This window comes from Anaeromyxobacter dehalogenans 2CP-1, from assembly GCF_000022145.1.
In the GTDB taxonomy this organism is placed as follows: Bacteria; Myxococcota; Myxococcia; order Myxococcales; family Anaeromyxobacteraceae; genus Anaeromyxobacter; species Anaeromyxobacter dehalogenans.
In genome coordinates this window covers 1,266,459-1,289,958 of the sequence record NC_011891.1, presented here as the reverse complement: position 1 = coordinate 1,289,958, position 23,500 = coordinate 1,266,459, and the positions used below count along the sequence as shown (strand labels likewise).

Genomic DNA, 23,500 nt, shown 5'->3' with positions numbered 1-23,500 from the left:
TCATCACACGAGGCGAATGCGGCGGCCCTTGTCGATCTCGGCGCCGATCCGCTCCTCCAGCTCACGGAGCACCGTCTTCAGCTCGTCACGGCTCTTGATCTCGCGGCCACGCAGACCGGCCTCGAGTTTCACGACCTGCGACTCGGTGAGCTTCGCGATCGCGTCGTCGAGCCGCTCCTGGGCGAGCTCCTCGGCCGCCGCGAGCCGCTGGGGGAAGCGCGCCTGCAGGTCGGCGAGCGCGGGCGCGACCGCGTCTGCGGCGGTGTCGAACAGCGCCTCCGCGACGGGCCGTAGCACGTGGTGCGCCTGGTCGGCGGAGAGCTTCTCGAACCCCGAGCGCGCCTTGACCCGGCCGCGGGCGGCCTCCGCCTCCGCGTTCTGCCGGTTGAGGAGCGCCCTCCTCGCCTCGACGTACCGCTCGTGGATACGCGCGGCCGCGGGCGCCGCGTCGGCGATGCCGCGCCAGGGCCGCTCGCCCGAGAGGTGCTCCGCGAGCGCCCTGCCGTCCTCCTCGACCCCGCCAAGCGCCTCGACCTGCCGGAGCTGCTCGAGCTCGACGTCTCGGACCTGCGCGGCGCGCGCGAGCGCGTGGAGTGCGTCGTCCGTCAGCTCGGCGCGGATGATCGCGAGCTGCTCGAGGCCGTCACGGAGGGCGTCGAGGTTCCGCTTGAGCGCGAGGACCGTCTCCTCGACCTGCCGCGAGCGGCGGCAGTCCTCGAGGGCCTTCCCGAGCCGCTCGAGCGCCGCCGGGAGCGCCGGACGGCCCGGCAGCCGGTCGTAGAGGGCCTCCACCTCGCGGAGCCGCTCCCGCCGCCCGGGGAACTGCTGGTATACGGCGTCCGCGAAGGCGTCGTTCTCGCGCTCGAGATCGAGCTCGAGGTGCGTCTTGAAGAAGGTCGCGATCGCCACCTTGTCCCGGGCGGTGATCGCTCCCTCCCGCGCCGGGAACACGTCGGCGCGGCGCAGGTCGCGGTCGCGCCGGAACAGGTCGCGGGTGCCCGGGTCGTTCACCGACGTGATCTCGGGCTCCCCGTCCGGTCGAATGCGGATCTTCCCGGCCCGGAGCAGGCCGGCGAGGCAAGCGCGGACCACGTCCACCGGGTAGCCGTACGGCGGACCGCCGAAGTGGGAGATGATCGTCGCGCCGGACGCGCCGTTAGCGTTCTCGACGTACTGCAGGATGCGCGCGGGCTCGGCGCCGGCGCAGGTCGCGACGTAGCGCCCAGCGTCGAGCGACAGGATCCCGAGCCGCCCCTCCATGAACTTGTTCGAGGGTCCGTTCAGGTGACGTTCGAGGAGCTGATTCAGCTCCGCGTCGGAGATCGCGACGTCCACGAAGTGCGGGTAGAGGTCGGGGAGGATACGGGTCGCGGCGGCGCTCAGCGCCGTCGCGAAGGCGCTTCCGAGGGTCCGCGCCTCGAGAGGCCGCCCCCGGAAGAACATCGTGCCGTCGAGGAACGCGTCGGCGACGGCCGCCTTCACCTTCTTCTCGAGCTCCTCGTAGCGGGCCTCCTCCTCGAGGAGGAGCCGCCCCTTCTCCTTCGTGAGCGACTCGCGGCGGACGCCGTACCGCTTCACCATGTGGTCGGAGCGGGCGTACTCGCGGGCGATGCTCTCGATGGGGCCGGGATCGCCGACCAGCCAGAGCAGGCGATCCGTGAGCGGCTCCTTGTCGCTCCGCTGGATCCACGTCGTCGAGGTGCGATCGTCCTTCACGCGCAGGAACCGGAAGTCCACCGTCACGGCTGCGTTAGCGTTCGTGCCCTGCACGCGCTCGTCGGCGAGCTGCCGGCCGTCACTGTAGAGCGCCGCCCACGGGAAGGAGCAGCCCTTGTATCGGGGCAGCTCCGGCATCGCGAGCAGCTCCTTCAGCTTCGTCCGGACGACCTCGGAGACCTGCTCTCCGGTGACCGGGATGTCCTCACGCTCGTGCTCCCACTCCTGCCCCGCGGAGCTCTGGATCTTGAACCCGAGCTTCTCCGAGTAGGCGACGAGGTTCGACTCCCGGAGGCGCTCCAGCGCCTGCCCCACCGCCTGCACCTGGCTACCGTCCCCGAGCCTTCGGTAGAGGCACCTCGCGACCAGCTCGGGCGTGGTGGGCTCCTGCTCTTGGATGAGCTCGAGCAGCGCGACCGCGCGGGCTGCGCGCTGGGCGAGCGCGTCGTCGCGGACGTCGGCGTGGTCGAAGATGCGGGCGAGCGTCGTCTGGACGTCGGCTTCGAGCGCGGAGTGCTGGACCTCGAAGATCGCATCGAGCGTCACGAGCTCTCCGACCTCATGCTCCCCGAGCCTCTGCTCGCGGAAGAGCTCGCCGAGGAGCTGCAGCAGGCCGCGTATGGCGTGGTCGTCGCCCTGGACGCGGGTCGAGCGGGTGCGCAGGCTCGACGTGATCTTCATGAGCAGATCCACCTGCCCGGGGAGCATCGGGTAGACCTCGAGGAAGTCCTCCTCGGTAATCTCCTCGCATCCGTACGCGTTCAGCTTGAGGTCGCTCCGGTGCTTCTGGAACAGCTCGCGGAGAAGCGCCTCGCGATCCTTCCGCTTCGCGAGCAACCGCTTGTGGACGACGTCGCGGATGTTGCTCGGGTGGAGGTGGACCCGGAGCGGGAGCGGGAATCGGTCCTTCAGCTTGCCGATGTTGTCGGCCTGGCTCGTGTCCTCGAGCTTCTGCTGGCCGGTCGCGAACAGCCACACCGCACCTTTCAGCCGCTGCCCCAACTCCGACACGAACGATTGGAGCTTCAGCATCCGGTTGTCGTCCTGGTGCACGTACTGGCTCACCTCATCGACGACGATGAAGAGCGCCTTCCCGGGCGCGCGGATGCTCAGCATCGCCTCGATGGAATCGACGACCTCCTTCACGGCGGTTCCGGCCCCCGTCTTCGACCCGGCGCGCGAGTCGATCCAGGTCATCGGGTCGCGGTAGCGCTCGGGGTGCAGCACCGAGAGCACGTGCGAGAAGTGGTCGTCCGCTTGCTGGTCCTCCTTGGCCTTAGACCATGGCCTCCCGAGTGTCTTCTCCGCCGCGGCGAGGAAGACGTCCCACTCACCGTCCCGTTCGAGCATCAGCTCGTGCGCCGCGACGAGGTGGCTCTTCGAGCAGTAGCCGAGCCGCACCTGGATCTGCCGGAGCGCCGCGACGTGGATGTGCTCGTCGTCGCGGGCGACCCCGCCGATGTCGAACACGACCGCGATCGGGTCGAGCGCCGCTCGCAGCGCCTTCCACGCCTCAACGAACTCCTGCCGGAGCGGCGACTCGTCGCGCGCGATCAGCGCGTCCACGAGTGGCTTCCCGCCCGGCAGCCTCGCGTCGTTGAGAGCCAGCCCGAGCAACTTCGCGAAGCTCGACTTGCCGGAGCCGTAGAACCCCGAGATCCAGGAAGCCGGCAGCTCGGGGCCGTTCGGCTTCGCCTGCTCGCTCACGATCGCCCGGAGCAGGTGAACGAACTGCTCGTGGATGCCCGCCTTGAGCCGGCGCGCCTGCGGATGCCCGTCGCGGTAGCCGCCCGTGATGATGTACTCGGCGACCTCGGCCTGGAGCTTCTCGGGGCTCTGCTCGTGGAAGTAGACGACCGGCGGGATGTCCCGCGTGACGTCGGCGACGAAGAGGTCCTGGATCTTCATCGATCCCTCTCGCTACGGATAGATGCGGGGACGGTAATCGCGGTCAGGCTTCAGCTCGCCCATGAAGGAGAGCTCCGTCGTGCCCCGCCGCTCGCCTGGGTAAAGCAGGACGACCGGGATGTTCCGGGTCTTGCCGTCAATGTGCTTGAGCAGCGCCGAGGTGCGGAAGAAGGGGTAGAGCGCGCCGCTCCGGCCGACGAGCACGAGGGTCCGGTCCGCGTCGGGGTTCGCCGCGGCGAACCCGTCGATCAGCCGCGCGACGTCGGCGGCGATTCCGCCCGGGCCCTCGATGAGCGGCCCGATCTTCTGACGGAGGTGCTCGAGCGCCCGCTCCGGATCGCGCCCGTGCAGCGACTTCTCTCGCGCGATCAGCGCCTCGACGTTCGAGGTTCCCGTCGCGCGGATGCGGTCGAGCAGCAGCTTCTGCAAGGAGATGGCGAGGACGCCCCACCCCTCGCCCTTCAGATCGTCCGCGAGCCGGCGCATGAGCTTGCGGAGCTTGAACTCCTCGGCGGGCTTGTACGGGAGGATGGCGAACCGGTAGTTGCGCATCGTGCTGATGCGCGGCCCGCCATCCGCGAGGAGGTCGCGGCGAAGGGCCTGGACCGCGTCGTCGAGCGTCGACTGCTGGAAGAGCGGCTCCGTCACAGCGAGGCCTCCGCCCACGCGGTAAGGGTCGGGTGCGCCCAGTCGAGCTCGACGAGGGCGCCCATGCGGCGGAGCGTGACCGCCGGGATCGTCCTGAGGCGCTGGTCGAGGAACCCGTCCGCGAGACCGACCGACGCGACGTACGGGTTCTCCGTGAGCGAGCCCTCGTGGCGGATGCCGCGGAGCAGGTGCAGGAGGTAGACGATCGCGTCGTCCGGCACCTTGGGGAAGAGCAGCGACCGGGGATCGCGCTTCGGCGAGACGAGGCCGGCCTCGGACGCCGCGGAGAGCAGCTTCGACGCGAACTGGACGATCGTGGACTCGGTCCAGCGGCCGGGGAACGCCTGGCGCACCCAGCGCGCCACGCCGGGGCGATGCACCTTCGGGTCCAGCAGCGTGCGCCGCTCGACGAGGAACTCGCCGGTGAATCGCCGGTAGATCGGGTCGCTGAGCTGGACGTGCCAGTGGCAGATCACCTGGCGCGCGGCGGGGTCCATGTGCCGCCAACGGCGGAGCACGTCGAGTGCCTCCGGGAACGCGTCGTACCGCGCGGCGAGGTAGGGCAGGAGCGTCTTGACGCGCTCGAGGGTCTTCGCGCCGAACCAGCGCTGATCGAATGCCTGGAGAGCACGCGCGCCGGGCGGGACGGCTGGATCCATGTGCGCCCAGTACGCGCGGGCCTCTTCGATGCCGAGCGCGAGTCGGAGGATGCGGGTGTGTACCTCTGTCTCCTCGGACGGAGCCGTGGCGCTCGAGGCGACGGGCTCCCGCACCTCACCGAGCTCGATCACGGCCTCACCCGGTAGAACGGCGTCGGGTAGCGCTCGGCCAGCGGGAGCAGCGCGGCGGCGAGGTTCTGGACGAGCAGCTCGGGGGCAGACGGCACCGTGCCCTTGAGTTGCCGACCGCCGGGCACAACGTCGTAGGCCGGCGCACGCCCAGCGCCGAATGCCAGCGCTTCCGTGAGCTTCTCGCTCGAGAACGGGGCGTCGAGCGCGACGAGGAACGAGAGCGCCGATGCGGGCGGCTGGCCACCGCGCTTCAGCTCCGCGAGCCGTTCCGCGAGCCGCTCATCGAGGTCGAAACCGAGGAAGTAGAGCGTCCGAACCTGATCCGGATCCGCCATCCCCCGCCGGGCCGCCTCGTCGGTGCGGCGGGCCGCTTCACGCACTGCCTCGAGGGAGGACCACGCGTGCGTTCGAGGGAGCAGGCGCGCCAGGAAGTCGCCGCCTCCCGTGGAGTCGATGAGGTCGGTGTGCCACCAGCCGAGGCGTTTCGTCGTCTCTCGCGACTCGCCAGCCCAGGCGACCGTGAGCTGGACGGCGAGGATGGAATCGACGGTCGAGACGGTGACGGGGGCCGACACGCGAACCTCGCAAGACAACGGCGCTTTTCACGGAGCTCGGGCGCCCGAGCTGTACGCCCGGGACTCAGCCCCCACGCGGTGCATCCTACAACGGGGAGCGACACGCGCGAACCGGTCTCTCCGCGAAAGCACTACGCATCCGCGATGTTTGATCTGCGAGTCGTGGGTGTTCGATCAGGCGGCGCCGTGGCATCTCTGCACGACGGCTGTCGGAGTGACGTTCGTCTGCCAGACGATCACGACCCGCGGAGCTGCCGCGTTCCCCTGACCCACCGTTCCACACCGCCCCCACGCTCGCGGGACATAGTGACGCGACCCGCTACCGCGTCGTGTCCGGACCATCGGATACGCTACGCGCATGAGCCTCGACTACTCGATCGCGAGCATCATGACCCGCCTCACGGACTGGTCGGGGTTCCCGAAATACCAGCTCGAGCGACGGGTGGACATCTTCCTCACGCCGTTCCTGGAGAGCTTCGTCACGGACGAGCTGAAGCGGCCCGCAGTCCTCGTCGCCCCCGAGTTTCCGCTCCTGAGCGACCTCCGGGAGAAGGGCGCTCGCGCTAGCAGGCAGGAACTCTCGGGTCGGACGGTGAACGCCGACTACCTGTTGCATCTGCCGGGCGACGCGCCCCGATGGCTCTTCCTCGAGCTGAAGACCGACGCCGGGTCGTTCGACGCCGAACAAGCCGACCTCTACGCGATCGCGAAGAACCGCGGCATGCGCGAGCTGATTGAAGACCTCGGGCTCGTCTTCGAGCGGACCGAGAAGCGCCACAAGCGGAAGTACGAGAAGCTCCGCAGCGCGATAGCGGCGCTTGCGGGAACCGACGAGGAGCCCATCGTGATCGCGTATCTCGCGCCCTCGGTGCTGCGAACCGAGGCCGAAAAGGCCGTCGACCACTTCTTCTCGCTCGAGTCCTTCGCAGAACAGGACTTCGCGAGAATCCCGCCGGAACACCGGGGGCTCTGGCCGTATGTGCGCGACCTCCTGCGGTCGATCCGAACTCCACAGTCGACCGCCCGCTAGGCAATGGCCGCACCTCCCCGCAACATCTCCAAGTCTCGCTTTTGTGTCGGGCTTCAGTGCCTACGGCGGCTCTGGTGGGAGATCCACGAGCCAGACGCGCCTGAGCTCAAGCCCGACGACCGGTTGCAGGCCGTCTTCGACCGCGGCCACCGCGTCGGCGAGCTCGCGCGGGAGCGCTTCGTGGGCGGGACGCTCATCGACTTCGAGCCATGGAAGGTCGGCGAGCGCGTCGACGCGACCGCCGCGGCACTCCGCGCGGGCGCGAACGTCGTCTTCGAGGCGAGCTTCGCGGCGGGCGGGGTGTTCGCCGCGCTCGACGTCCTCGAGAAGCGGAAGCGCGCGTGGACGCTTGTCGAGGTTAAGGCCACCCTCGACGTGAAGGAGCAATTTCTGCCCGATGTCGCGGTCCAGCTCTACGCTGCCCGCGCCGCCGGCGTGGACGTTCGCGGTGCAGAGCTGATGCACTTGAATCGCGACTGCACCTACCCGGACCTGGACGACCTCTTCGTCCGCGACGACGTCACGGACGAAGTGGAGGCGCTCCTCCCCGCGATCCCGCGGCAGATCCGGAAGATGCGCGCTTCGCTCGAGGGGAAGCTCCCGGAGATCGAGCCAGGGGAGCAGTGCAGCTCACCGTACGACTGCCCGTTCGTGGCGCGCTGTCACCCCGAGCTGCCCGAGCACCACGTCTCGACGCTCTACAGGCTTCACCCGAAGCGCCGCGCCGAGTTCGACGAGGCAGGATTCGAGACGATCCACGACATCCCCGACGACGTCCGCCTGTCGAACGTCGCGGCGCGGCAGGTTCGCGCGGTGAAGGCCGGCGAACTCGTCGTCGACGATGGCCTCGGCGAAGCCCTGGCCGCCATCGAGTACCCGGCTGCATTCCTGGACTTCGAGTCGATCAACCCGGCCGTGCCGGTTTGGGATGGTTGCCGTCCGTACCAGCACGTGCCGGTCCAGGTGAGCTGCCACGTCGTCGGCGCGCGGGGACGAACCGAGCACCACGACCACCTCGCGAACGCGGCCGGCGATCCGCGGGCGGCCCTCGCGGAGGCGGTCGTCGGCGCCTGCGAGGGCGTCCGAAGCGTCGTCGCGTACAACGCGGGGTTCGAGGCGAAGTGCCTCGAACACCTGGCTGACGCGGTCCCAAAGCTCCGGAAGCCGCTGTGGTCGATCCGGGAGCGGCTCGTCGACCTCCTCCCCATCGTGCGGGACCACGTCTACCACCCGGGGTTCGCAGGCGGGTTCGGGCTCAAGGCCGTGCTGCCGGCGCTCGTGCCCGCTCTCGCCTACGACGATCTCGACATCGCCGACGGCGACACGGCGTCCACCGCGCTCGAGGCGCTCCTCCTCGCGCCCGAGTCGATCGGTGCAGCTGAGGGCAGGACGCTGCGGAAGCAGCTGCGCGCATACTGTGAGCGGGACACGCTTGCGCTCGTGAAGCTCACTGAGCGGCTCGCGCAGCTCCGCACCTGACCCTCCACGTTAGGCGCCTGCGCATAGTGACGGTGACAGCAGGAATGCCGGCGAGGGCGGTACGCCGCGCTTGCGCTACACCCGTTCACGTGGCACACGCGCGGGGTCGCGCGCTTACGCCGCTTCCCGAACAGCGAGTTCCGTTGCCCTCCGGAACGCGAGTGGCCGCGCCATTTGCGCGAACTGCTGCCGTCCGCCGCCGACCCCCACGACCAGCACTGACCCGAAGCCGAGTAGCCGCGCGATGATGCTCTGCTCGATCCGGATCGACTCGAACCGGCTCAGCGGCATCTCGAACGTGTAACGCGTCAGCCAGCCGCTCGCGATTACGATGCGCCGGCTCGTGACGACGGCCTCGCACGTCAGCCATCGCACAAGCGGGAGCAGGAAGAGCGTCAGGATCGACGACGGGCGGAGGAAGATCGTCCAGTGCAGGCGTGCCCGGTGGAGAATGCGCTCCTCGGGGGCGGTGACGATGGAATCGATGTACCTCATGCGTCCTCCCCCCCCCCGGGCACGCGCTTCACCAGATGACTCCCACCCGCAGCGGGAGGTTCACCGACCACGGCACGCGCGCGCCGGGCTCGACCTGGACGCCGGCGCCGCCGGCGGCGATCCACCTGTTGCCGAACCGGTACTCGGCGAGCACGGCGGCGGCGCCGTGGAAGACCGTCTCGGAGACTTCGGACAACGGGATGATGTAGGCGACGCCCGTCGGCACGTGCGCGATCCTACGGTACTGGTGTGACGTGAATCCGGCCTCCACCTCGAGCAACGGCGCGAGATGGAGGCCGGTGTCGAGGCGGTAGAGCGCCAGGGCGCCGATCCCGACGGACCGGTGGTCCAGGTAGACGTCGCCGCTGGAGACGCTGCCGTCCGGCATGTTCACCCAGACGTCGGCGAGGTGGACATCAGAGCTGATGCTCCCTCGGATGCGCCCGCCGACATGCCAGGTGTTCGTGAGGCCGTAGTAGCCGCTGAGATCGAACGTGCCAGTCAACGCGGTCGCGGAGCCGGACCCGCTCGCAGGAAGATCGTAGCGGCTCACGGCCGGCTCGTATCCGACGACCGTATACAGCTCCTTCACGTCCGCACGCGCCGAACCCGCTACGCAGAGACCGATCGCCAGCAGCAGCTGGCCCACCCTGCGAGCGCGGCGGCGCCCAGCGCGGACTGCGTCGGGAACGGCACCGGCCGCGTCGCCGATCGGGGCGAGTGCGCCCCATGCGGCCATGGAAGGGCGAGAGGGCGTGCGACTCGTCACGGGGCTTGGCCCATCGCGAAACAGCAGATGATGGCGTTCGCGCCGAAGTTCAAGTTCGGCACGGCGCCGAACGCGGCCCACGTGCAGGTCCAGCCCGGGAGCTCGTTCAGGTCACTCCAGTTCAGCGGCTCGCTCCGCGCGAGGTAGAGGCCGTCCGGGAGTTCGGGCGCCTCGCAAGATCCCTCCCACGGGATGTCCGTCTTCGCGTCGCACGTGATCGACGTCGTCAGGTTCGATGCGTTCAGGACGGCGCCGCTGCTACGGCAGTACAGCTTCGATCGATCAGCCGGGGGACCGGCGGGCCCCTGCGGGCCGGTGCCGCCCTCGCAGGCCACGACGATGAACGCGAGAGCGACCGCGGCAGCGTGCAGAAAGTGACGGCCATTCATCGCTGGTCTCCGATCAGTGAGTCGCCAACGGCTCGCGCGCGAGGTCGACCGACAGCCGTGGCGCGGGTTCCCCGAGGAGATTCGTTCCCATGTACGCCTGCGTCGTGGCCAATAACGTGCCGTACAGATTCTCCTGCGCGGCCGTGAGATAGGCGCCCATCCGCATGAGTATGTACGTGTCGTAGCCTGGGTAGAGGTAGCTCGCTGGCTGGTAGTAGCCCCACCAGAACTCGTAGTCCCAGTCCTGATAGTGGTTGACGGCTATGTTCGCCGGCGGCGAGCTGACAGCGGCGTTCCACTGCAGCGGCCGCGTGCGCTGCGCGAGCACCGGGCGCGCCAGGTAGACCACGAGCGTGCCCGGCACCGCGCCGGCAGCCGGCGGGACGAGGAACCAGCGGCCGGAGGGGTCCAGGTCCGGGTCCCGCTCCTGCCCCTGCAGCTCCGGAGAGATCCGATAGGGTCGGATGGCGACGTCACTGGTTGAGAACGCAGCCGTTTCCGGAGTCGTCGTGAACAAGTTCACCGCGAAATCCGCGCTGCACACGTACTTGTTCGTCCTGTCGCCCATCCTATGGAGGATGTATCCGCCCGAAGGGCTCCCGCACGGATGCGGGCCGTACTCCCCTTGCGACAGGGTTCCGGTCATTGTTCCGTAAGGGACCTCCCAGTACGTGGGGTTGTGGAACGTGAAGCCGTCCATCGTGAAGGCGACGGACGACGATGGCACGTTGAGGTAATAGTTGCCGTCCGCGTTTCGTCCCGTCGGCTCGCCCGCGCTGAAGCGATTCCACGTCTCGACGGCTTGCCAGGAGCCGCGCGCGTCCTGCGCATAGTCGAGCTGGACCGCTACGGGCTCGGGGGTGGGGTTCGTGATGAAGTATCGGATGAGCCGCACGACGTTCGATCCGAACTGCGCCCCGAGCGTCCACATCACGCCGTAGGTGTTGTCCGCGAGGTGATAGACGAACGTGCTCTCGGGCTTCGCCGCCGCCGGGTACTGCGTGTCCTCGACGAGGGCGAGCGGCGGGCCGATCGCATGGAACTTGAAGTTGAAGCCGGGCACGGTCACCGCGTTCCCAGCCGCGTCCGCGACCGTCAGCGAGATCGAGACGTCGGCCGGTCCGAGGAGACTCGCGAGGGCGGGGATGGTCTCCGTCGCGAGCGGCAGATCAAAGAGCGCGCGCTGGTCGTCGGGCGTCGCGGAGGGCAGGAGCTCCCCCGTGGCATCAGGGTAGACCGGGCACGGTGGCGGGCAGCTCACATGCGCCACGAACGTCGGCGTCTGGACGGGCGAGTCGGTGTTCCGGTTGTACGGGACGACGAACCGCAGCACCGGGATGTTGCTCGCATTCATCGTCTCGAGCTCGCTCGCGGTCATGTCGGCGCCGCCGCTGAGGCGCGACCAGGCCTTGTAGAAGTCGCCGCCGGGCTGGACTCCGACCTTCGGGCCCGCCACGTACGCTGCGGGGACCTTCGCGACGCCGTTCAGGTCGATTTCGAGCTCGAGGGTCCGCTCGTCGCTGTACGAAGGGAACGACGCGTCGTAGCTCACCGACGGCGGCGTCGGGTCGTACACCACGTCCTGCACGAGCTGGTAGGGCGGGTCCATCCCCTGACCGCTGTTCGGCATCGGGGAGGCCATGTCCTCGGCCCAGACCGTCACCGTATTCTTGCCGATCACTGGGAGCTGCACCGTGGCCACCCACGTCCCGTCGCCCTGCTGCTTCGCCGCGAAGCGCTGCGAGCCGGTGAGCGCGTACACGGCTCTCACGCCCGTCGGATTCCTGGCCGCGATGCCGATGGGCAGCGTGACGGACGCCGTATACGTGGGCGGAGGGGTTACGAACGACACCTCCGGCGGCGTGCTCAGCGCCGAGTAGTCCGGGCGGCCGCCGCCGCAGGCGGCGAGGGTGGCGCCGGCCCCAAACGCAAGCCAGGCCGACCGGATTCGGTAGCCCATGACCCCTCCAGCGAGCCTCAGATCCGGGCACCCGTGTGGATACCGTCCGATCGCAAGGCACGCCTTACTATGCCAGCGCTGCCGACCGAGCGCATGGCCCCTGGGCCGTCTTTTACGGGTCGTGCGTCCGGCACTCCGCGTGCGACCGCTCACCGCACTGCCCTCGCGCGGAGCGGGTCGAAGTAGACCTCGGTGACGCGCCGCTCTGCCATGAAGAGGACGACGTCGAGCGTCGCGTGCAGAACGCGCCGGATCTCGGCGACTTCCAGGCCGCGACCGGTCGCGCTGTTCTTTATGAGACTCGCGATCCGGTCGAACGCCTGCACCGCGCCGTTCGCGTGCGTGGTCGTCACCGATCCGGGGTGCCCGGTGTTGAGGCTCTGCACGTACTCCCACGCCTCGCTCCCGCGCAGCTCGGCGAGGAAGATCCGGTCGGGCGAGAGCCGCATGCACGCGGCGAGGCATTCCTCCGCAGTGACGCGGCCCGGGCCACCGCCGAACATCAGATGGACGCGGTTCGGGTGGTTCGGCAGCGCCAGCTCGTGCACGTCCTCGATGGTCACGATGCGCTCGCTCGCCGGCACCTCCTCGATGAGCGAGCGCGTGAGCGTCGTCTTCCCGGACCCCGTCCTGCCGGCGATCACGACGTTCCGCCTGGCCTGCACCGCTCGCCGCAGGAACGCGGCGAACCGGCCCTCGCGCTTGAGGGCCAGGAGCTCGACGTCGAGCGGGTCGAGCCGCCCGGAGTCGCTGCGCTCCGACTCGCGGAGCGCATCCTCCGCGGAAGGACGATGGAAGCTCACGTCGCGCGCGCGGTCGAACGTGCCCTCGCGCTCCAGCTCCGCGAGCGTCCGGACCGCAGGGAGGTGCTTCCGGATGGTCATGGGTGCCATTCCGTCGACGCACGCCGGGGCGCGGACGAGCTGGCCGCGCTCGCCGCCCGGGAGGATCACCGACGCGAGGCTCCGCACCGCGAGACCGCTGTGGACGGCCATCGCCGTGGCGAGCGCGTCGAGGTACTCGGCGGTGAGCTCCCGCATCTCCTGACGCGCCCAGCCGTCCGGCGAGCGAATCCACAGCTCTCCGGGGCGGTTCACCGCCAGCTCCGTCACCTCGCGCCGCGCGAGGTAAGGCTCGAGCGGGCGCAGGAGCTGACGGAGCGCCGTGTTGCGTGGCGGCCTGCTACCGTCCGGTGCGGGTGAAGCGCTCCAGCCCATAGACACTCCTGAAGTCGAGGTCCCGCGCGACGAAGATCCCGACCCGCTCCCCCTGGTTCTTTACGAGCAGCGGCGGGATGTTGATGGTCGGCTCCATCGACCGCGCGATGACCTCCTTCCCCGCGTTCGCGGTGTTCCCGACGTTGATGCTCGTACCCTGCGCCGTCCCTGCGGCGCGCGCCGCAGCCGCGTCCACACCGTCCTCGATGACGCTGAGGAGGACGGCCGCGCCAAACCGGTCCCAGAATCGCGTGTCGACGTGGCCGCCCAGCCCCGCCTCGCCCAGCGGCCCCGCCCCCGGCGACTGGAGCTCGACGACTACGCCGGCCGGCGTCTCGACGCGCATCCAGAGGACGAAGACGCGCGTGTCGCCCTGCTGCATGCCGCCCTGGTAACGCCCGACGACGCGGGAGCCGCGGTCGAGCAACACGACCCGGCCGCTCGTCGAGTAGACGTCGCGAGTCAGGTGGCACGACGTCATGCCCGCGACGGTCGAGACGATCCTCGTCTCCAGAACGCAGTCCAGCATCGCGCCCTGCGTGAGGATGTGATCGCGATCGGGAAGGACGTCCGCCGCGGCGGCCCTGAGCTCCACCGCCTCCAGCTTCTCCTCCAGCCCGCCCGGCCTTCTCGGCACCGCCGGCGCACCGTCGGGTGCGAGCGACTGGTGCGGCGCGGCCGAGGAGGCTTGCTCGCGGGGGCCTCCATCGCCCTCCCCCGCTCCGAAGCCGCGCGAGAGGCGGCGCTGGACGAGTTCCGCTTCCGGGCTCGCGATGGCCCCGGGGGCGTCGCCACCCGCACCTACGGCGACCGCCGCAGGTGGCGCCTGCAGCGGAACGGGCGCCTGAGCGGCGAGCTCCAGCGGCGGCACGTGGCGCTCAACCCTCTCGGTCTTCGCCGGGCTCTCGTGCTCGCGCGCCTCGGCCTCCCTCCGCGCGGAGCGCGCCTTGAGAAGCAGCACGGAGATGAGCCCAACCGCCACGAGCCCGGTGACGACGAAGAACGTCCGCGCCCCAACCGGCCACTGCCGCCGGGCGCCCGCGAGGAGCGCCTTCCCGCGCGCCCCCTCGACGTCCGGCGCCGCCTCCTCGGCGCGCGCCCGCTCCCGCTCGCGCTTCTCCAGCTCCACCGCCGCATCGACGATGGTCTCCGCCATGGCTACCTCCAGAGCACGCGGTTCACGTCCGGCGAGGCCGTCCGGCTCACGTTCCGTCGTCCCCCGGGGTCGTACGCGTCGTTCCATATGGCGAGCGCGCGCGAGCCGAGCCGGAGCACCCAGCGGGCGGCGACCTTGTGGACGACCACGATCTCGTTCGACGGTCCCGTGCTGTGGCGGTTCACGATCGACTCGTTGCCGTCCAGGTCCACCGTGTAGATGGACGGGATGTCGCGCTGGCCGGGAAACTTGAAGTACGTGAATTCGCGGTCGTCCCACGTGTTCACTGGCGAGAGGTCGAGATCGCCGCTCATCGTGTAGTCCAGATTCGGCAGCTCGCCGTTGCCCTTGAACCCGTCATCGACCGCGGCCCGCCGCGCAACCTCGCGGCGTTTCCGCGCTTCGGTATCGGGGTAGCGGAAGGCGATCTCGAAGGTCGGCGCCGCCTTCGGTTCCGCGAGGAGCCGGAGACTGAAGTGGTAGCTCCGCCGGTCGGTGACGATGGTCAGGTTCGAGTCGGCGTTCATCGCGACCGCCTTGAGGAAGAAGTGGTTTGCCTTTGCGGCGAAGTCCCATGCCTTTCCGTCGCCGAACGCGTGCGTCACGTAGCTCTCGCCGGGCTCGAGGACGATGTGCGTGACGATGCCGACCACCGCGTCCACGGGGACGACGGTGTCCGGGTCGTAGCTCACGTACCGAATCCGGCGGTCCGGCCCGCCTTCGGAGGCTCCGGCGGACACGGCGATGGCGAGAAGGAGAACGATCACGCGGCGCATGAACGCCTCCCCTCACCCGCCGCCCGCGATCTCGGGATCGACCCGATAGCTCGTCACCTGGAAACCGAGCGGGTTCACGAGCCGGTCCTGCTCGTGCATGGCGCCGCCCACGTACCTGAATCCGATGGTGGCGACGAGGCTCTCCTCCGCCTCGCTCGTCCCATCGGCGTGCGCCGCGCGCGTCGCGAATCGCACGACCGCGGTGTTGCGGGTCGTGCCAGGCGCGATTGAACGGACCTTCACGACGATCCGGACGCGGTTCGCGAGGACCTTGTCCCGCGCCTTCGGCCCGTCGAAAAGCCCCGCGTACTCGCGCTGGACCTCGCCGCTGCTCATGAGCGCGGTCGTGTCGTACGCGGTCTGGAGCGTCTCGTAATCGTAGCTCTCCCGGGCGAGGACGTACTTGTTGAGGAAATACCGGTCGACCACCTCGCCGTAGCCCGCCTGCCCGTCGCGGAGCGTCGTCACCAGATCCACCGCTCCCGTGGCGTTGTCGACCCGCAGCACGAACGCCTCGACGCGCTTCAGCGGGACCAGCGCCACCACCGTGGCGAGCGCGGCCGCTACTAGCACGGCCGCGCTCGCCGCCACCCGCCACGCCACCCTCCTCGAGCGCACGAGCTCCTCGAGGTAGTCGCGCTCAAGCCCCCTGCTCTCCTCGAGGTACTGCTCCAGGTCCCCCGCCCTCATCGCCACTCCACCTCGCCCTCGGGTCGCGGTTGCCGCTGCGCTCCGCTGGCATGGTTCGCCCTCACGGCCTCTTCCACCTCGGGCGGCACCCTCCGGTTCACGGGGACCCGGTGGGACTCGTCTGGCCGCTTGGGTCCGGGCGCCGTGGCGCAGGCGCAGGCCAGCGCGATGAACAGGAGCGGCCTCATCGCGACCGCTCCAGGAGGAGGATGCGGTGGGCGTACCCGCCGCCCAGCCCGACCGCGAGGTGGTGCAGCTCCTTCAGGATCGCGACCGAGACGACCGTGAGGATGAGCGCGCCGCCGATGCCGTAGGCGACGTTCATGTTCCCGTCGAGGGCGACGCCGGACATGTAGTTCGCGAAGATCGCGAGCATGAAGGTGAAGACCGCCGCAAAGAGCACCACGACGAGCGCGTAGGTAGCGATCATCGCGATCCACCGATCGAAGAAGCGCCTGGTCGCGTCGAAGAGGAGCGCCGCGATGAAGAGCGGGCCCAGCCCGGCGAGGAGCGCCAGCATCACCTTCGCGACGAGGATGAGCGCGCCGCCGACCCCGACCATGACGACGGTCGCGAGCAGCATGAGAACGCCAAACGTGTAGAAGGCGATCCCTTGCTGCGTCATGAGGCCGCCCTTCTCGAAGGCGTCCTCCGCCTTCAGGAGGCCCTGACCCGCGGCCCGGTCGATGAGGGCGGCCTGGGTGCTGCCGGTGTCGAGTGGACCCGCGCCGAACCGGACGTTCGCCTCGCCGCCGGCGACCGCCGCGGCGAGGTCGTCAGGGACCGTGCGGATCACCTCGACGACGTCCCGCTGGTAGAGGCCTGCTCCGAGCGCTACCGAAACGATGAGCGCCGTGCGGATGACCTTCCCGAGAAACTCACGCACGGGCTGGTCCACGGCGCCCCGCATGACGAGGATCCCCCAGGCGATGAACCAGACCGTGAGGCCCGCCGCGAGCACGGGCGTGATGGCCACGATGACGCGCGAGGAGACGTCCTGCGCGAAGGCGGTGCTGATGCGGTCGAGCTCCGCGAAGAGCGGCGTGAACAGGCGAAACATGTCACCTCCGCGCGCCCGCGCCCGGGTCGACCGAGCAGCACGGCGGCATCCCGCGGTTGGATGCGGAGAGGATCCGTTGCGCGAGGTCGGTCTTCTGCTGCTCGACGAGCCGCTCCTCAGCGCGCTGGAGCATGGCGACGAGCTGGAGCTTCGTCGTCTCGTTCTGCACCGCGGCCTGCTCCACCGCGATGCGCGCCTGGATCTCCTGTACGCCCTTGGCATCGTGCGTGAGGTTGATCTGCCGCATGAGCTGCTCGATCTGGGAGAGGCGCGCCCGCGCACCCTCGAACGCATGCAGGCCCGTAGCCTTGTCGGCCATCGCTGTCGTCCGGCTCCGAGCCGCGATGCTCGCCTGCGCGTCGGTGACGGTGCCGCGAAGCCGCTCACCGTCCTGGACGGCCCGGAGTGGCCCGGAGATCCCGGGGTAGCCTCCTGCGGCCGCGGTGTCGTAAACGCGCGCCCAGTCCGCCGGCAGGTAACCTCGGAGCGCCGGGTTGTAGAGCACTTCACCGAGGTTACGGGTTCCGCTCACGGCCTGGTACGTGGCCTGGAGCTGTCTGAGCTGATCCCCAAGCGCCTTCACCGACAGAACCATCTGACCGAAGCTCGACGAGTCGAACACCGGGATGCCCTGCGCGTGCGCCGCGGTCGCGAACGCGAAGCCTCCGGCGACTACCAACGTTCGGAGGTGTTTCATGGATGGCTCCCTGGCCGCTCGGTGCGGGCCGCCCTCTGCAGCTCCTGCCGCAGCGGACCGATGTCGATCCCCAGCCGGCGCGCGACGGCTCGCTCGAACGTCGCCCGCGGGAGACCATCTGGCGTCGCGAGCACGAACGGCATCACCGCGCGGAGCACCGCGAGCTTGTGCTCGACAGGCGCCTGGACGCCAATGCCATCCGCGTGCCGCTGGACGGCGTCATCGATGAGGAACTCGGTCAATGGCTTCGCCGCAGCAAGGACCTCCTCCATGCCGCGACGGCCCGAGCGCGCGACGAGCACGTCAGGGTCGCTCTGGCCGCCGTGGCTCGAGGTCGGTACCCGCGCCACGGTCGCGCTCAGGTTCGCCTGGAGAAGCACACGCGCCGCCCGCGCTGCCGCGAGCGCGCCCCCCTCATCGCCGTCGAACAGGAGGACGAGCTCCATGCACCCCGCGCCGGCGAGCTGCTCGACCTGCTCCCGCGAGAGCGTCGTGCCGCAGGCGGCCACGGCGGAGGTGAAGCCCGCCTGGTGCAGCGCGATGACATCGAAGTAGCCCTCGACCAGGAGCGCTCTCCCGGTGCTTCGGATCACATCTCGCGCCTGGCGCAGCCCGAACAGCACGCGAGACTTCTTGAAGAGCGGCGTCTCCGGGCCGTTCAGGTACTTCGCCTCCGGCTCGGCGCCCAGCGTTCGGGCTCCGAATCCGGTGACGCGGCCCTGGATGTCTTCGATCGGGAAGACGACTCGATCGCGGAACCGGTCGTGGTACCGAACGCCCTTCCCCGGCACCTCTCGCGACGTGATCACCCCGGCGGCGTGCTGGACCGCGTGCGCGATCTTCGCCGCGCCGAGCGCACGCTCGAGGTCGTGCCAGTCCGGACGGGCGAACCCGAGTCGGAACGCGCGCGCGGCCTCGTCGGTCACCCGCCGCTCCGCGAGATACTCGCGCGCCTTCTCGCCCTCGCTCCCCCAGAGGTTCCGCTGCCAGTGGCTCATCGCCGCCTCACAGGCGGCGAGGAGCGAGGCGCGCTCGCCGCGCTCTCGCTGCTCCTGTGCCGTCGCGGGCCGCTCGGGCGGGATGACGATGCCGAGCGACGCCGCGAGCTCGCGGACCACCGTCGGGAAGGCCTTCCCGTCCGCACGCTGGAAGAACTGGAAGATGTCGCCGCTCGCGCCGCACCCGTAGCAGACGAAGTGCTTGTCCTTCGGATAGACGCGGAAGCTCGCTTGCCGCTCCTCATGGAACGGGCAGGAGCCCGCGTACGCGATGCCGCTCTTCCAGAGCCTCACCCGGGCGCCGATGAGGACGACGGGGTCGGCAAGCCGCTTCACCTCCTCGATGATGTCGGGCGAGATCATGGCGTCTCCTGCTCGAGCGGTTGGACGGGCACGCCGAGCCGCTCCCAGAACCGGGGCAGCCACTGCTCCGGAGCCTCGCCACACTCCGCCGCGAGAGCCTCGACGAGCCGGGCCCGGTCCGGCGTGCCGGAGAGCACGGCGAGCGCCTCCGGCATGGCCGACAGATCGAGCTCCGCCACCGCCGAGCCGCCACCCTGCTTCACGAGGAACCGGCGGCTCTGCTCCGGAAGGGACCGCACGAGCTCGTACTCGGGCTCGCTAAGCTTCAGACCCTCGACGTAGTCCTCGCGCGTGGCGTTCGGATTCCGGAGGAGCAGCAGCGTCGCGCACTGCTGGATGACCGACTTGCCCACGGGGCTCTGGAGCGCGTCGTCCGGCTCCTGCGTGCACAGGACGAGGAACCCGTCCTGTTTTCGGATCGTCTTCCCCTTGTTCTTCGTGAGCTCGGCGAAGTCCTCGCCGCTGAGCGCGCGCCACCACTCGTCGAAGACGTAGATGAAGCGGCGGCCGTCGAGCATCGCCTCCGTGCGGTGGAGCAGGTACTTCATCATCGGCCCTCGCGCGTCGGCGCAGTCGAGGAGCTCGGTGATGTCGAAGCCGTAAACGCGGTTCGTTCCGAGATCGAGCACGTCCTCGGCGTTGTCGAACACCCAGCCGTACGGCCCACCCTCGCACCAGCGTCGGAGACGCGCCGCCACGCTCGGATGCGCGCCGTCCTCGTTCAGGGGATCGGGCAGACACTCGAGGAGGAGCGACAGCCGGCGATGCCTCCGGTCGATGAGCGTCATCACCGTGTCGACCGAGCGATCGATCCACACCTCGTCCTCGTGCGTGACCTCGCTCCCGTTCGCCGACACGAGCGCCCTCACGAGCCCCTTCAGGAAGAGGAGGTTCGCGCTCGTTGGCTCGAGCTGAACCGGGTTCCAGCCGGTCGGTTCACCGCTCTTGAGCGGGAGGTAGCAGCCGCCCATGGCGCGGATCGCGATCTCGAGGCCCCGGTCCTTGTCGAAGGCGACCACAGTGGGCCGGTACTTCTGGGCCTGTGCGAGGAGGAAGCCGAGGAGCACGGTCTTGCCCGCGCTCGACTGGCCGAGGATGAGCGTGTTCCCGAGAAGCCGTTCGCCCTCGGAGTCCTCGCCGGCTGGCGACGCGTGGAAGTTGAAGTAGAGCGGCGTCCCGCTCGCGGTCCGGAGAACCGTGACCGCAGGACCCCAGGGGTTCCCGGCCGCCTTGCCGGTCATGAAGTTGTGGAACGGCGAGAAGCAGAGGAAGTTCTGCGAGGTGATCGCCATCGGCCGGGGCCTCCAGCGGAGGTTCCCCGGCAGCTGCGCCCAGAACCCCGCCTCGAGCGCGAGGTCCACCGGCTTCGCCACGATGCCGCGGTCGAGGAGCTCGGACCTGGCCCAGGCCAAGTGATCGCGCACCTCGTCGGCGCTCTCGCCGAAGGCGAGGAGCGTCGCGTGGTGCTCGCCCACGACGAACGACCCCGACATGAGCTGGTCGAGTGCGAAGTCGATCTCGGCGACTTGGCTCCTCGCGACGTCCTTGGCGTCGAGGAGCCGCTGCTTGTGGCGCTCCAGGAATCCCTTCGCGGCGTGCTTCGAGAGCGCGGCGAAGCTCTGCGTCAGGATGAACTCGAACTCGGCCCGGAGGAGTCCATCGAGGTCGCCCGGGGTAGTACCCTTCCCGTCGTACTCGACGATCTCGAGCATCCCGAACCGTCGGACGCGGTCCACGAGCCGGAGCTCGCCGACCTCGCCGTGCCAGCCGAAGAGCGGCCGGTTCACGACGAGGTAGTCGCCGAAGCGGTCGCGGCAGACCGGCATCGGTAGGCGCTCGCCGTTCACGAGCTGCCCCAGCGCCTCGAGCGGGGCCGAGAAGAGCTTCCCTCCCTCGCCCTCGTACGTCCGGAGCAGCTCCGCGCCGTAGCGCCGGAGCGTCGAGCCGAGCGCCCGGTTGAGGTCGTCGAGCTTCGCGATGCCGTCCTGCTGCCGCCGGAGCTTCGCCGGGACGTCCTCCTTCTCGCGGCGGCCGAGCGCCTCCAGGACCTCGTCGCCCACCGTCCGGACGACCGGCGTGAGGTACAGCTCGTTCACCATGAACCGCGCGCCGGCGAGGGTCGCCGCATAGGCGGCGTCGAGCCGCCGGCAGAAGTGCCCGTCGAAGGCGCTCCGCGGGAAGGCATCCGCGCGGCGCCGGACGACGTGGGACCAGAACGCCACGCCGGCCTCGGCGAGGCCGCGCCAGGCGTTGTTCAGGTCCGCCACCCACTCCGCCTGCTCGCCGGCGGACGCCGCTTCGTGCGCGCGCCCGCCGAGCTTCCACGCGGAGAGGTACTCGCCTCCGCGCGTCGCCACGATCGTCGGCGTGACGTGGTGCGAGTACGGAACGAAGGCGGTGGCCGGCAACTCGCCCCGGCTCGCCTGCAGCAGGTTCACCCGGCCCATCGGCTGCTCCTTCCTTCCCAGCTCCGGAAACGGCGGTCGGAGGTCGCGTAGGCCGAGGCGCCCCAGAGATCGTGGACGCCGCGCCGAGCGCCGAGGCGCAGGCGATTCGCAACTTTCGTCTGCGCCCAGAGCCACAGGATCCGGAACGCCCGATCGTCGGTGCGCGTCACCTGGGCCATGAGGAGCCAGCCCGGGGCGAGGAGCGCGAGCCAGCTGAAGCCCAGCAACACGGTCGCGCTGGCCACGGTGATGACGAGCACGACCGCCGGGATGAGCGGGACGCCGGCTACGGTCGGCACCCGGGTCGCACCCTTGAAGAGCGGAAATCGCGCGGCCACGGCGTGCCCTCAGGAGAGCAGCATGTTCACGAGCTGGCTCGCGGCGCCCACAATCAGGACGCCGCCGCCCCACTGCGCGAGCGTCCGGAAGTGGATGATCCGCAGGCCCCAGAGGATCGCGAGGATGATGAGCGAGACGACCGCGACGATCGGCACGAACAGCATGAGCTCGGACTGGAAGTTCTGCAGGGTCGAGCGTGCCCGCGAGAGCCCCTGCGCCTCCGTATTCGTCGCCGAAGATGCCAGTGCCACCGTGAACACGAATCGCTTGAACACCGCCGCCATGGAATCCTCCTTGCTCCAGCCTGGTGAACCACGCGTCAGTTCGCTGCCCGCGACCGCTTACGGACGCCGCCCTTCCGCCCTGGCCAGTACGGCCTCGGCTCGGCGCAGCCAGTCGCCAGATCGCTTCGTCCGCGGCATCAGGTCGAGCGCCTGCCGCAGCAGTTCCATGGACACGGGCGCGAGCTTCGCGACGCGTCGCTCGTCGCGTTTCGCGGGATCGTGCTGGAGGCAGAACCACGCCTCGCATCCGGCATACGTGCCGCGCTTGACGACGCCCTTCCGCTGGCAGTCGCGCCAGGTCCGCCGCTTCGACCACGAGTTGCGAGGCCTCATCGCTCCGACGCACCGAGGGATGTCCGGGTGCTCTCGGCCGTATGTGTCGTGCCACGGGAAGAAGGCCCGGGCGCCCATGACTTCGTTGCTGGCCGCGGGCGGCGTGTTGATGGCGTCCGTCATCGCACCCGCTCCTCGTGCGAGCGCGTGGCGAAGGCATCCGCCAGCGACATCGCGAACACTTCGTCCCGCTGGGTGTCGCCGATCGCTGCCCGCGCCCGGCCGCTCCCGCGCGCCGGGTTGCGGCGCGCGGAGCGACCCCACACGTGGCAGGCTTCGTCGCCGCGCGATCCGTCGCGATTTGGCCCCGGCGCCAGCGAGTCCACGGCCGCTCGCACCGCGGTCACGTAGCCGTTCCTCAATCCGCGCGTGAGGTGGCCCGTGTTGTAGCAGGAGAGCGCTGCCGCCATCGCGCGCTCCTCGTCGTCCCAGTGCTGGAGCGCGCGCTCGTGACATTCCTCGAGCACGCGGCTCGCTGCACGGAGGTTCGCACAGCGCTCGAACACGCTGGAGGTGTCGAGTCCGAACCGCGCCAGGTTGGCGCTGTTCACCTGCGCGAGCCCGGCGTCGAAGTTGTAGCCGTGCGCCGCGAGCCATCGGGCCATCGCCGCAGCTTCGTCCCGATCGCGAGGCGCGTGCACCAGTTCCACTGCGCCGTTTACCGCGAGCGCGAACGGATTGCCGCCGGACTCCACCCGGACGATGGCCTCGATCAGGCCGACGTGGCGTACGATTCCGCATGCGACGATGAGCGCGCTGAGGCCGGTCACGCGCTCCTCCCGTCGCCTAGAGCGACAGCACAAATTGAGGCACGGTCTACCATGCCGGCATGGTGCGGCGTGCCTCGAACTCTGTCAAGCGCGCGGGAGCGATCCGCCCATCAGGGGAATAGTCGGTTTGCGACGGTTGCTGATCGAACCGCCTCGAAATCGTAGACAGGCCGGCCCGGTCGCGAGCCTCGACCTTCCGCTCACCGATTTCTTCGCGAGGCGGCGATCCTTGCCTCGTCGGCGGTCAGATCCTTCAGCGCAAGGCGGTCGGCCACACGGCCATCGTCGAGGTGAAACCGAAGGTCGCGTACCTCGTTGGGTCATCCAGATAGCCGCCGGTACGGTCTGGCTGCTCGACCGGCGGCTCACCTAGCGATCGCGGCCAGGACCATGTGCGACATCGACGGAAGACAGGGAAGACAGGATGCGAAAGCGAACCGCGCAGAACGGCAGCAAGCACCGTACGTCGGCGCGCAAGACTCAACGCCCGAAGGGCAGCCGCCGTGCTGCGGCAGCGAAGAAGAAAGCCGATAAGTACCGCAGCGGTGCCGGAATCCTCGTCGCGAGCTACGACGTATGTGAGCGCTGCCACCGGCGATACCCTGCCGGT

At 69.6% G+C, this 23,500-nt stretch carries 22 protein-coding genes; 2 read left to right on the top strand and 20 right to left on the bottom strand.

Annotated features, from left to right (window positions below; translation table 11 throughout):
* Positions 1-3 precede the first annotated feature (3 nt).
* Genes brxC through brxE form a run of 4 tightly spaced genes read right to left on the bottom strand, consistent with a single transcriptional unit; the run spans position 4 to position 5,638 of the window.
* Positions 4-3,624: a BREX system P-loop protein BrxC gene (gene brxC / locus A2CP1_RS05765; RefSeq protein ID WP_012632492.1), complete on the bottom strand. Its 3,621-nt coding sequence runs from the start codon at positions 3,622-3,624 to the stop codon at positions 4-6.
* 12 nt (positions 3,625-3,636) lie between these two features.
* Complete coding sequence (locus A2CP1_RS05760) at positions 3,637-4,272, bottom strand: BREX protein BrxB domain-containing protein (protein WP_012632491.1); 636 nt, start codon at positions 4,270-4,272, stop codon at positions 3,637-3,639.
* Positions 4,269-5,063: a DUF1819 family protein gene (locus tag A2CP1_RS05755; RefSeq protein WP_012632490.1), complete on the bottom strand. Its 795-nt coding sequence runs from the start codon at positions 5,061-5,063 to the stop codon at positions 4,269-4,271. The genes A2CP1_RS05760 and A2CP1_RS05755 overlap by 4 nt, the downstream gene beginning before the upstream one ends.
* The gene (brxE, locus tag A2CP1_RS05750; RefSeq protein WP_012632489.1) at positions 5,060-5,638 is read right to left on the bottom strand and encodes a BREX-6 system BrxE protein; all 579 of its coding nucleotides are present in this window, start codon (positions 5,636-5,638) and stop codon (positions 5,060-5,062) included. Before brxE ends, A2CP1_RS05755 begins: the two co-directional genes overlap by 4 nt.
* A 358-nt stretch (positions 5,639-5,996) precedes the next feature.
* On the opposite strand from brxE, the gene A2CP1_RS05745 reads away from it, so the two are divergent.
* Positions 5,997-6,668 (top strand): hypothetical protein, encoded by a 672-nt coding sequence (locus A2CP1_RS05745; RefSeq protein WP_012632488.1) that lies wholly within the window; start codon positions 5,997-5,999, stop codon positions 6,666-6,668.
* Positions 6,669-6,671: 3 nt separating this feature from the next.
* Positions 6,672-8,147 carry a DUF2779 domain-containing protein gene (locus tag A2CP1_RS05740; RefSeq protein ID WP_012632487.1) on the top strand — a complete coding sequence of 492 codons (1,476 nt, stop codon included), beginning with the start codon at positions 6,672-6,674 and terminating at the stop codon, positions 8,145-8,147.
* A 114-nt stretch (positions 8,148-8,261) separates the two neighbouring features.
* On the opposite strand, the gene A2CP1_RS22790 is transcribed toward A2CP1_RS05740, so the two are convergent.
* From A2CP1_RS22790 to A2CP1_RS22785, 16 genes are all read right to left on the bottom strand, one after another.
* Positions 8,262-8,642, bottom strand: coding sequence for a PH domain-containing protein (locus A2CP1_RS22790; RefSeq protein ID WP_012632486.1), 381 nt, complete (start codon positions 8,640-8,642; stop codon positions 8,262-8,264).
* Between the two features lie 28 nt (positions 8,643-8,670).
* Positions 8,671-9,291, bottom strand: a complete 621-nt coding sequence (locus tag A2CP1_RS05730; RefSeq protein WP_012632485.1) for a hypothetical protein — start codon at positions 9,289-9,291, stop codon at positions 8,671-8,673.
* Positions 9,292-9,407: 116 nt separating this feature from the next.
* Positions 9,408-9,800 (bottom strand): hypothetical protein, encoded by a 393-nt coding sequence (locus tag A2CP1_RS05725; RefSeq protein ID WP_012632484.1) that lies wholly within the window; start codon positions 9,798-9,800, stop codon positions 9,408-9,410.
* A gap of 13 nt (positions 9,801-9,813) precedes the next feature.
* The gene (locus tag A2CP1_RS05720; protein ID WP_012632483.1) at positions 9,814-11,760 is read right to left on the bottom strand and encodes a hypothetical protein; all 1,947 of its coding nucleotides are present in this window, start codon (positions 11,758-11,760) and stop codon (positions 9,814-9,816) included.
* A 149-nt stretch (positions 11,761-11,909) separates the two neighbouring features.
* Complete coding sequence (gene virB11 / locus A2CP1_RS05715; RefSeq protein WP_012632482.1) at positions 11,910-12,977, bottom strand: P-type DNA transfer ATPase VirB11; 1,068 nt, start codon at positions 12,975-12,977, stop codon at positions 11,910-11,912.
* Complete coding sequence (gene virB10, locus A2CP1_RS05710; RefSeq protein ID WP_012632481.1) at positions 12,943-14,133, bottom strand: type IV secretion system protein VirB10; 1,191 nt, start codon at positions 14,131-14,133, stop codon at positions 12,943-12,945. Before virB10 ends, virB11 begins: the two co-directional genes overlap by 35 nt.
* Before the next feature lie 2 nt (positions 14,134-14,135).
* On the bottom strand, positions 14,136-14,909 hold the full coding sequence (locus A2CP1_RS05705) for a TrbG/VirB9 family P-type conjugative transfer protein (RefSeq protein WP_012632480.1): 774 nt from the start codon (positions 14,907-14,909) through the stop codon (positions 14,136-14,138).
* A 12-nt stretch (positions 14,910-14,921) separates the two neighbouring features.
* Positions 14,922-15,599 (bottom strand): VirB8 family type IV secretion system protein, encoded by a 678-nt coding sequence (locus tag A2CP1_RS05700; protein ID WP_012632479.1) that lies wholly within the window; start codon positions 15,597-15,599, stop codon positions 14,922-14,924.
* 184 nt (positions 15,600-15,783) lie between these two features.
* The gene (locus A2CP1_RS05695) at positions 15,784-16,659 is read right to left on the bottom strand and encodes a TrbL/VirB6 family protein (RefSeq protein ID WP_012632477.1); all 876 of its coding nucleotides are present in this window, start codon (positions 16,657-16,659) and stop codon (positions 15,784-15,786) included.
* A 1-nt stretch (position 16,660) separates the two neighbouring features.
* Positions 16,661-17,356, bottom strand: coding sequence for a P-type DNA transfer protein VirB5 (gene virB5 / locus A2CP1_RS05690; protein ID WP_012632476.1), 696 nt, complete (start codon positions 17,354-17,356; stop codon positions 16,661-16,663).
* Complete coding sequence (gene dnaG / locus A2CP1_RS05685) at positions 17,353-18,780, bottom strand: DNA primase (RefSeq protein ID WP_150106323.1); 1,428 nt, start codon at positions 18,778-18,780, stop codon at positions 17,353-17,355. Before dnaG ends, virB5 begins: the two co-directional genes overlap by 4 nt.
* Positions 18,714-21,164 carry a VirB4 family type IV secretion/conjugal transfer ATPase gene (locus tag A2CP1_RS05680; RefSeq protein WP_012632474.1) on the bottom strand — a complete coding sequence of 817 codons (2,451 nt, stop codon included), beginning with the start codon at positions 21,162-21,164 and terminating at the stop codon, positions 18,714-18,716. Before A2CP1_RS05680 ends, dnaG begins: the two co-directional genes overlap by 67 nt.
* Positions 21,152-21,502 carry a VirB3 family type IV secretion system protein gene (locus A2CP1_RS05675; protein ID WP_012632473.1) on the bottom strand — a complete coding sequence of 117 codons (351 nt, stop codon included), beginning with the start codon at positions 21,500-21,502 and terminating at the stop codon, positions 21,152-21,154. Before A2CP1_RS05675 ends, A2CP1_RS05680 begins: the two co-directional genes overlap by 13 nt.
* A 9-nt stretch (positions 21,503-21,511) precedes the next feature.
* On the bottom strand, positions 21,512-21,787 hold the full coding sequence (locus A2CP1_RS05670; RefSeq protein WP_012632472.1) for a TrbC/VirB2 family protein: 276 nt from the start codon (positions 21,785-21,787) through the stop codon (positions 21,512-21,514).
* Between the two features lie 57 nt (positions 21,788-21,844).
* Positions 21,845-22,243 carry a hypothetical protein gene (locus A2CP1_RS05665; protein ID WP_012632471.1) on the bottom strand — a complete coding sequence of 133 codons (399 nt, stop codon included), beginning with the start codon at positions 22,241-22,243 and terminating at the stop codon, positions 21,845-21,847.
* Complete coding sequence (locus A2CP1_RS22785) at positions 22,240-22,890, bottom strand: lytic transglycosylase domain-containing protein (protein ID WP_012632470.1); 651 nt, start codon at positions 22,888-22,890, stop codon at positions 22,240-22,242. The genes A2CP1_RS05665 and A2CP1_RS22785 overlap by 4 nt, the downstream gene beginning before the upstream one ends.
* Positions 22,891-23,500: the final 610 nt, after the last annotated feature.

Bases quoted from the DNA above. Each gene is read 5' to 3' on its own strand.
- A2CP1_RS05740 (WP_012632487.1), top strand. From the start codon at position 6,672: ATGGCCGCACCTCCCCGCAACATCTCCAAGTCTCGCTTTTGTGTCGGG.
- virB10 (WP_012632481.1), bottom strand. From the start codon at position 14,133: ATGGCGGAGACCATCGTCGATGCGGCGGTGGAGCTGGAGAAGCGCGAG.
- A2CP1_RS05670 (WP_012632472.1), bottom strand. From the start codon at position 21,787: ATGGCGGCGGTGTTCAAGCGATTCGTGTTCACGGTGGCACTGGCATCT.
- virB11 (WP_012632482.1), bottom strand. From the start codon at position 12,977: ATGGGCTGGAGCGCTTCACCCGCACCGGACGGTAGCAGGCCGCCACGC.
- A2CP1_RS05705 (WP_012632480.1), bottom strand. From the start codon at position 14,909: ATGCGCCGCGTGATCGTTCTCCTTCTCGCCATCGCCGTGTCCGCCGGA.
- A2CP1_RS05700 (WP_012632479.1), bottom strand. From the start codon at position 15,599: ATGAGGGCGGGGGACCTGGAGCAGTACCTCGAGGAGAGCAGGGGGCTT.
- A2CP1_RS05720 (WP_012632483.1), bottom strand. From the start codon at position 11,760: ATGGGCTACCGAATCCGGTCGGCCTGGCTTGCGTTTGGGGCCGGCGCC.
- A2CP1_RS05695 (WP_012632477.1), bottom strand. From the start codon at position 16,659: ATGTTTCGCCTGTTCACGCCGCTCTTCGCGGAGCTCGACCGCATCAGC.
- A2CP1_RS05745 (WP_012632488.1), top strand. From the start codon at position 5,997: ATGAGCCTCGACTACTCGATCGCGAGCATCATGACCCGCCTCACGGAC.
- brxC (WP_012632492.1), bottom strand. From the start codon at position 3,624: ATGAAGATCCAGGACCTCTTCGTCGCCGACGTCACGCGGGACATCCCG.
- virB5 (WP_012632476.1), bottom strand. From the start codon at position 17,356: ATGAAACACCTCCGAACGTTGGTAGTCGCCGGAGGCTTCGCGTTCGCG.
- A2CP1_RS05680 (WP_012632474.1), bottom strand. From the start codon at position 21,164: ATGGGCCGGGTGAACCTGCTGCAGGCGAGCCGGGGCGAGTTGCCGGCC.
- A2CP1_RS05665 (WP_012632471.1), bottom strand. From the start codon at position 22,243: ATGACGGACGCCATCAACACGCCGCCCGCGGCCAGCAACGAAGTCATG.
- A2CP1_RS05725 (WP_012632484.1), bottom strand. From the start codon at position 9,800: ATGAATGGCCGTCACTTTCTGCACGCTGCCGCGGTCGCTCTCGCGTTC.
- A2CP1_RS22790 (WP_012632486.1), bottom strand. From the start codon at position 8,642: ATGAGGTACATCGATTCCATCGTCACCGCCCCCGAGGAGCGCATTCTC.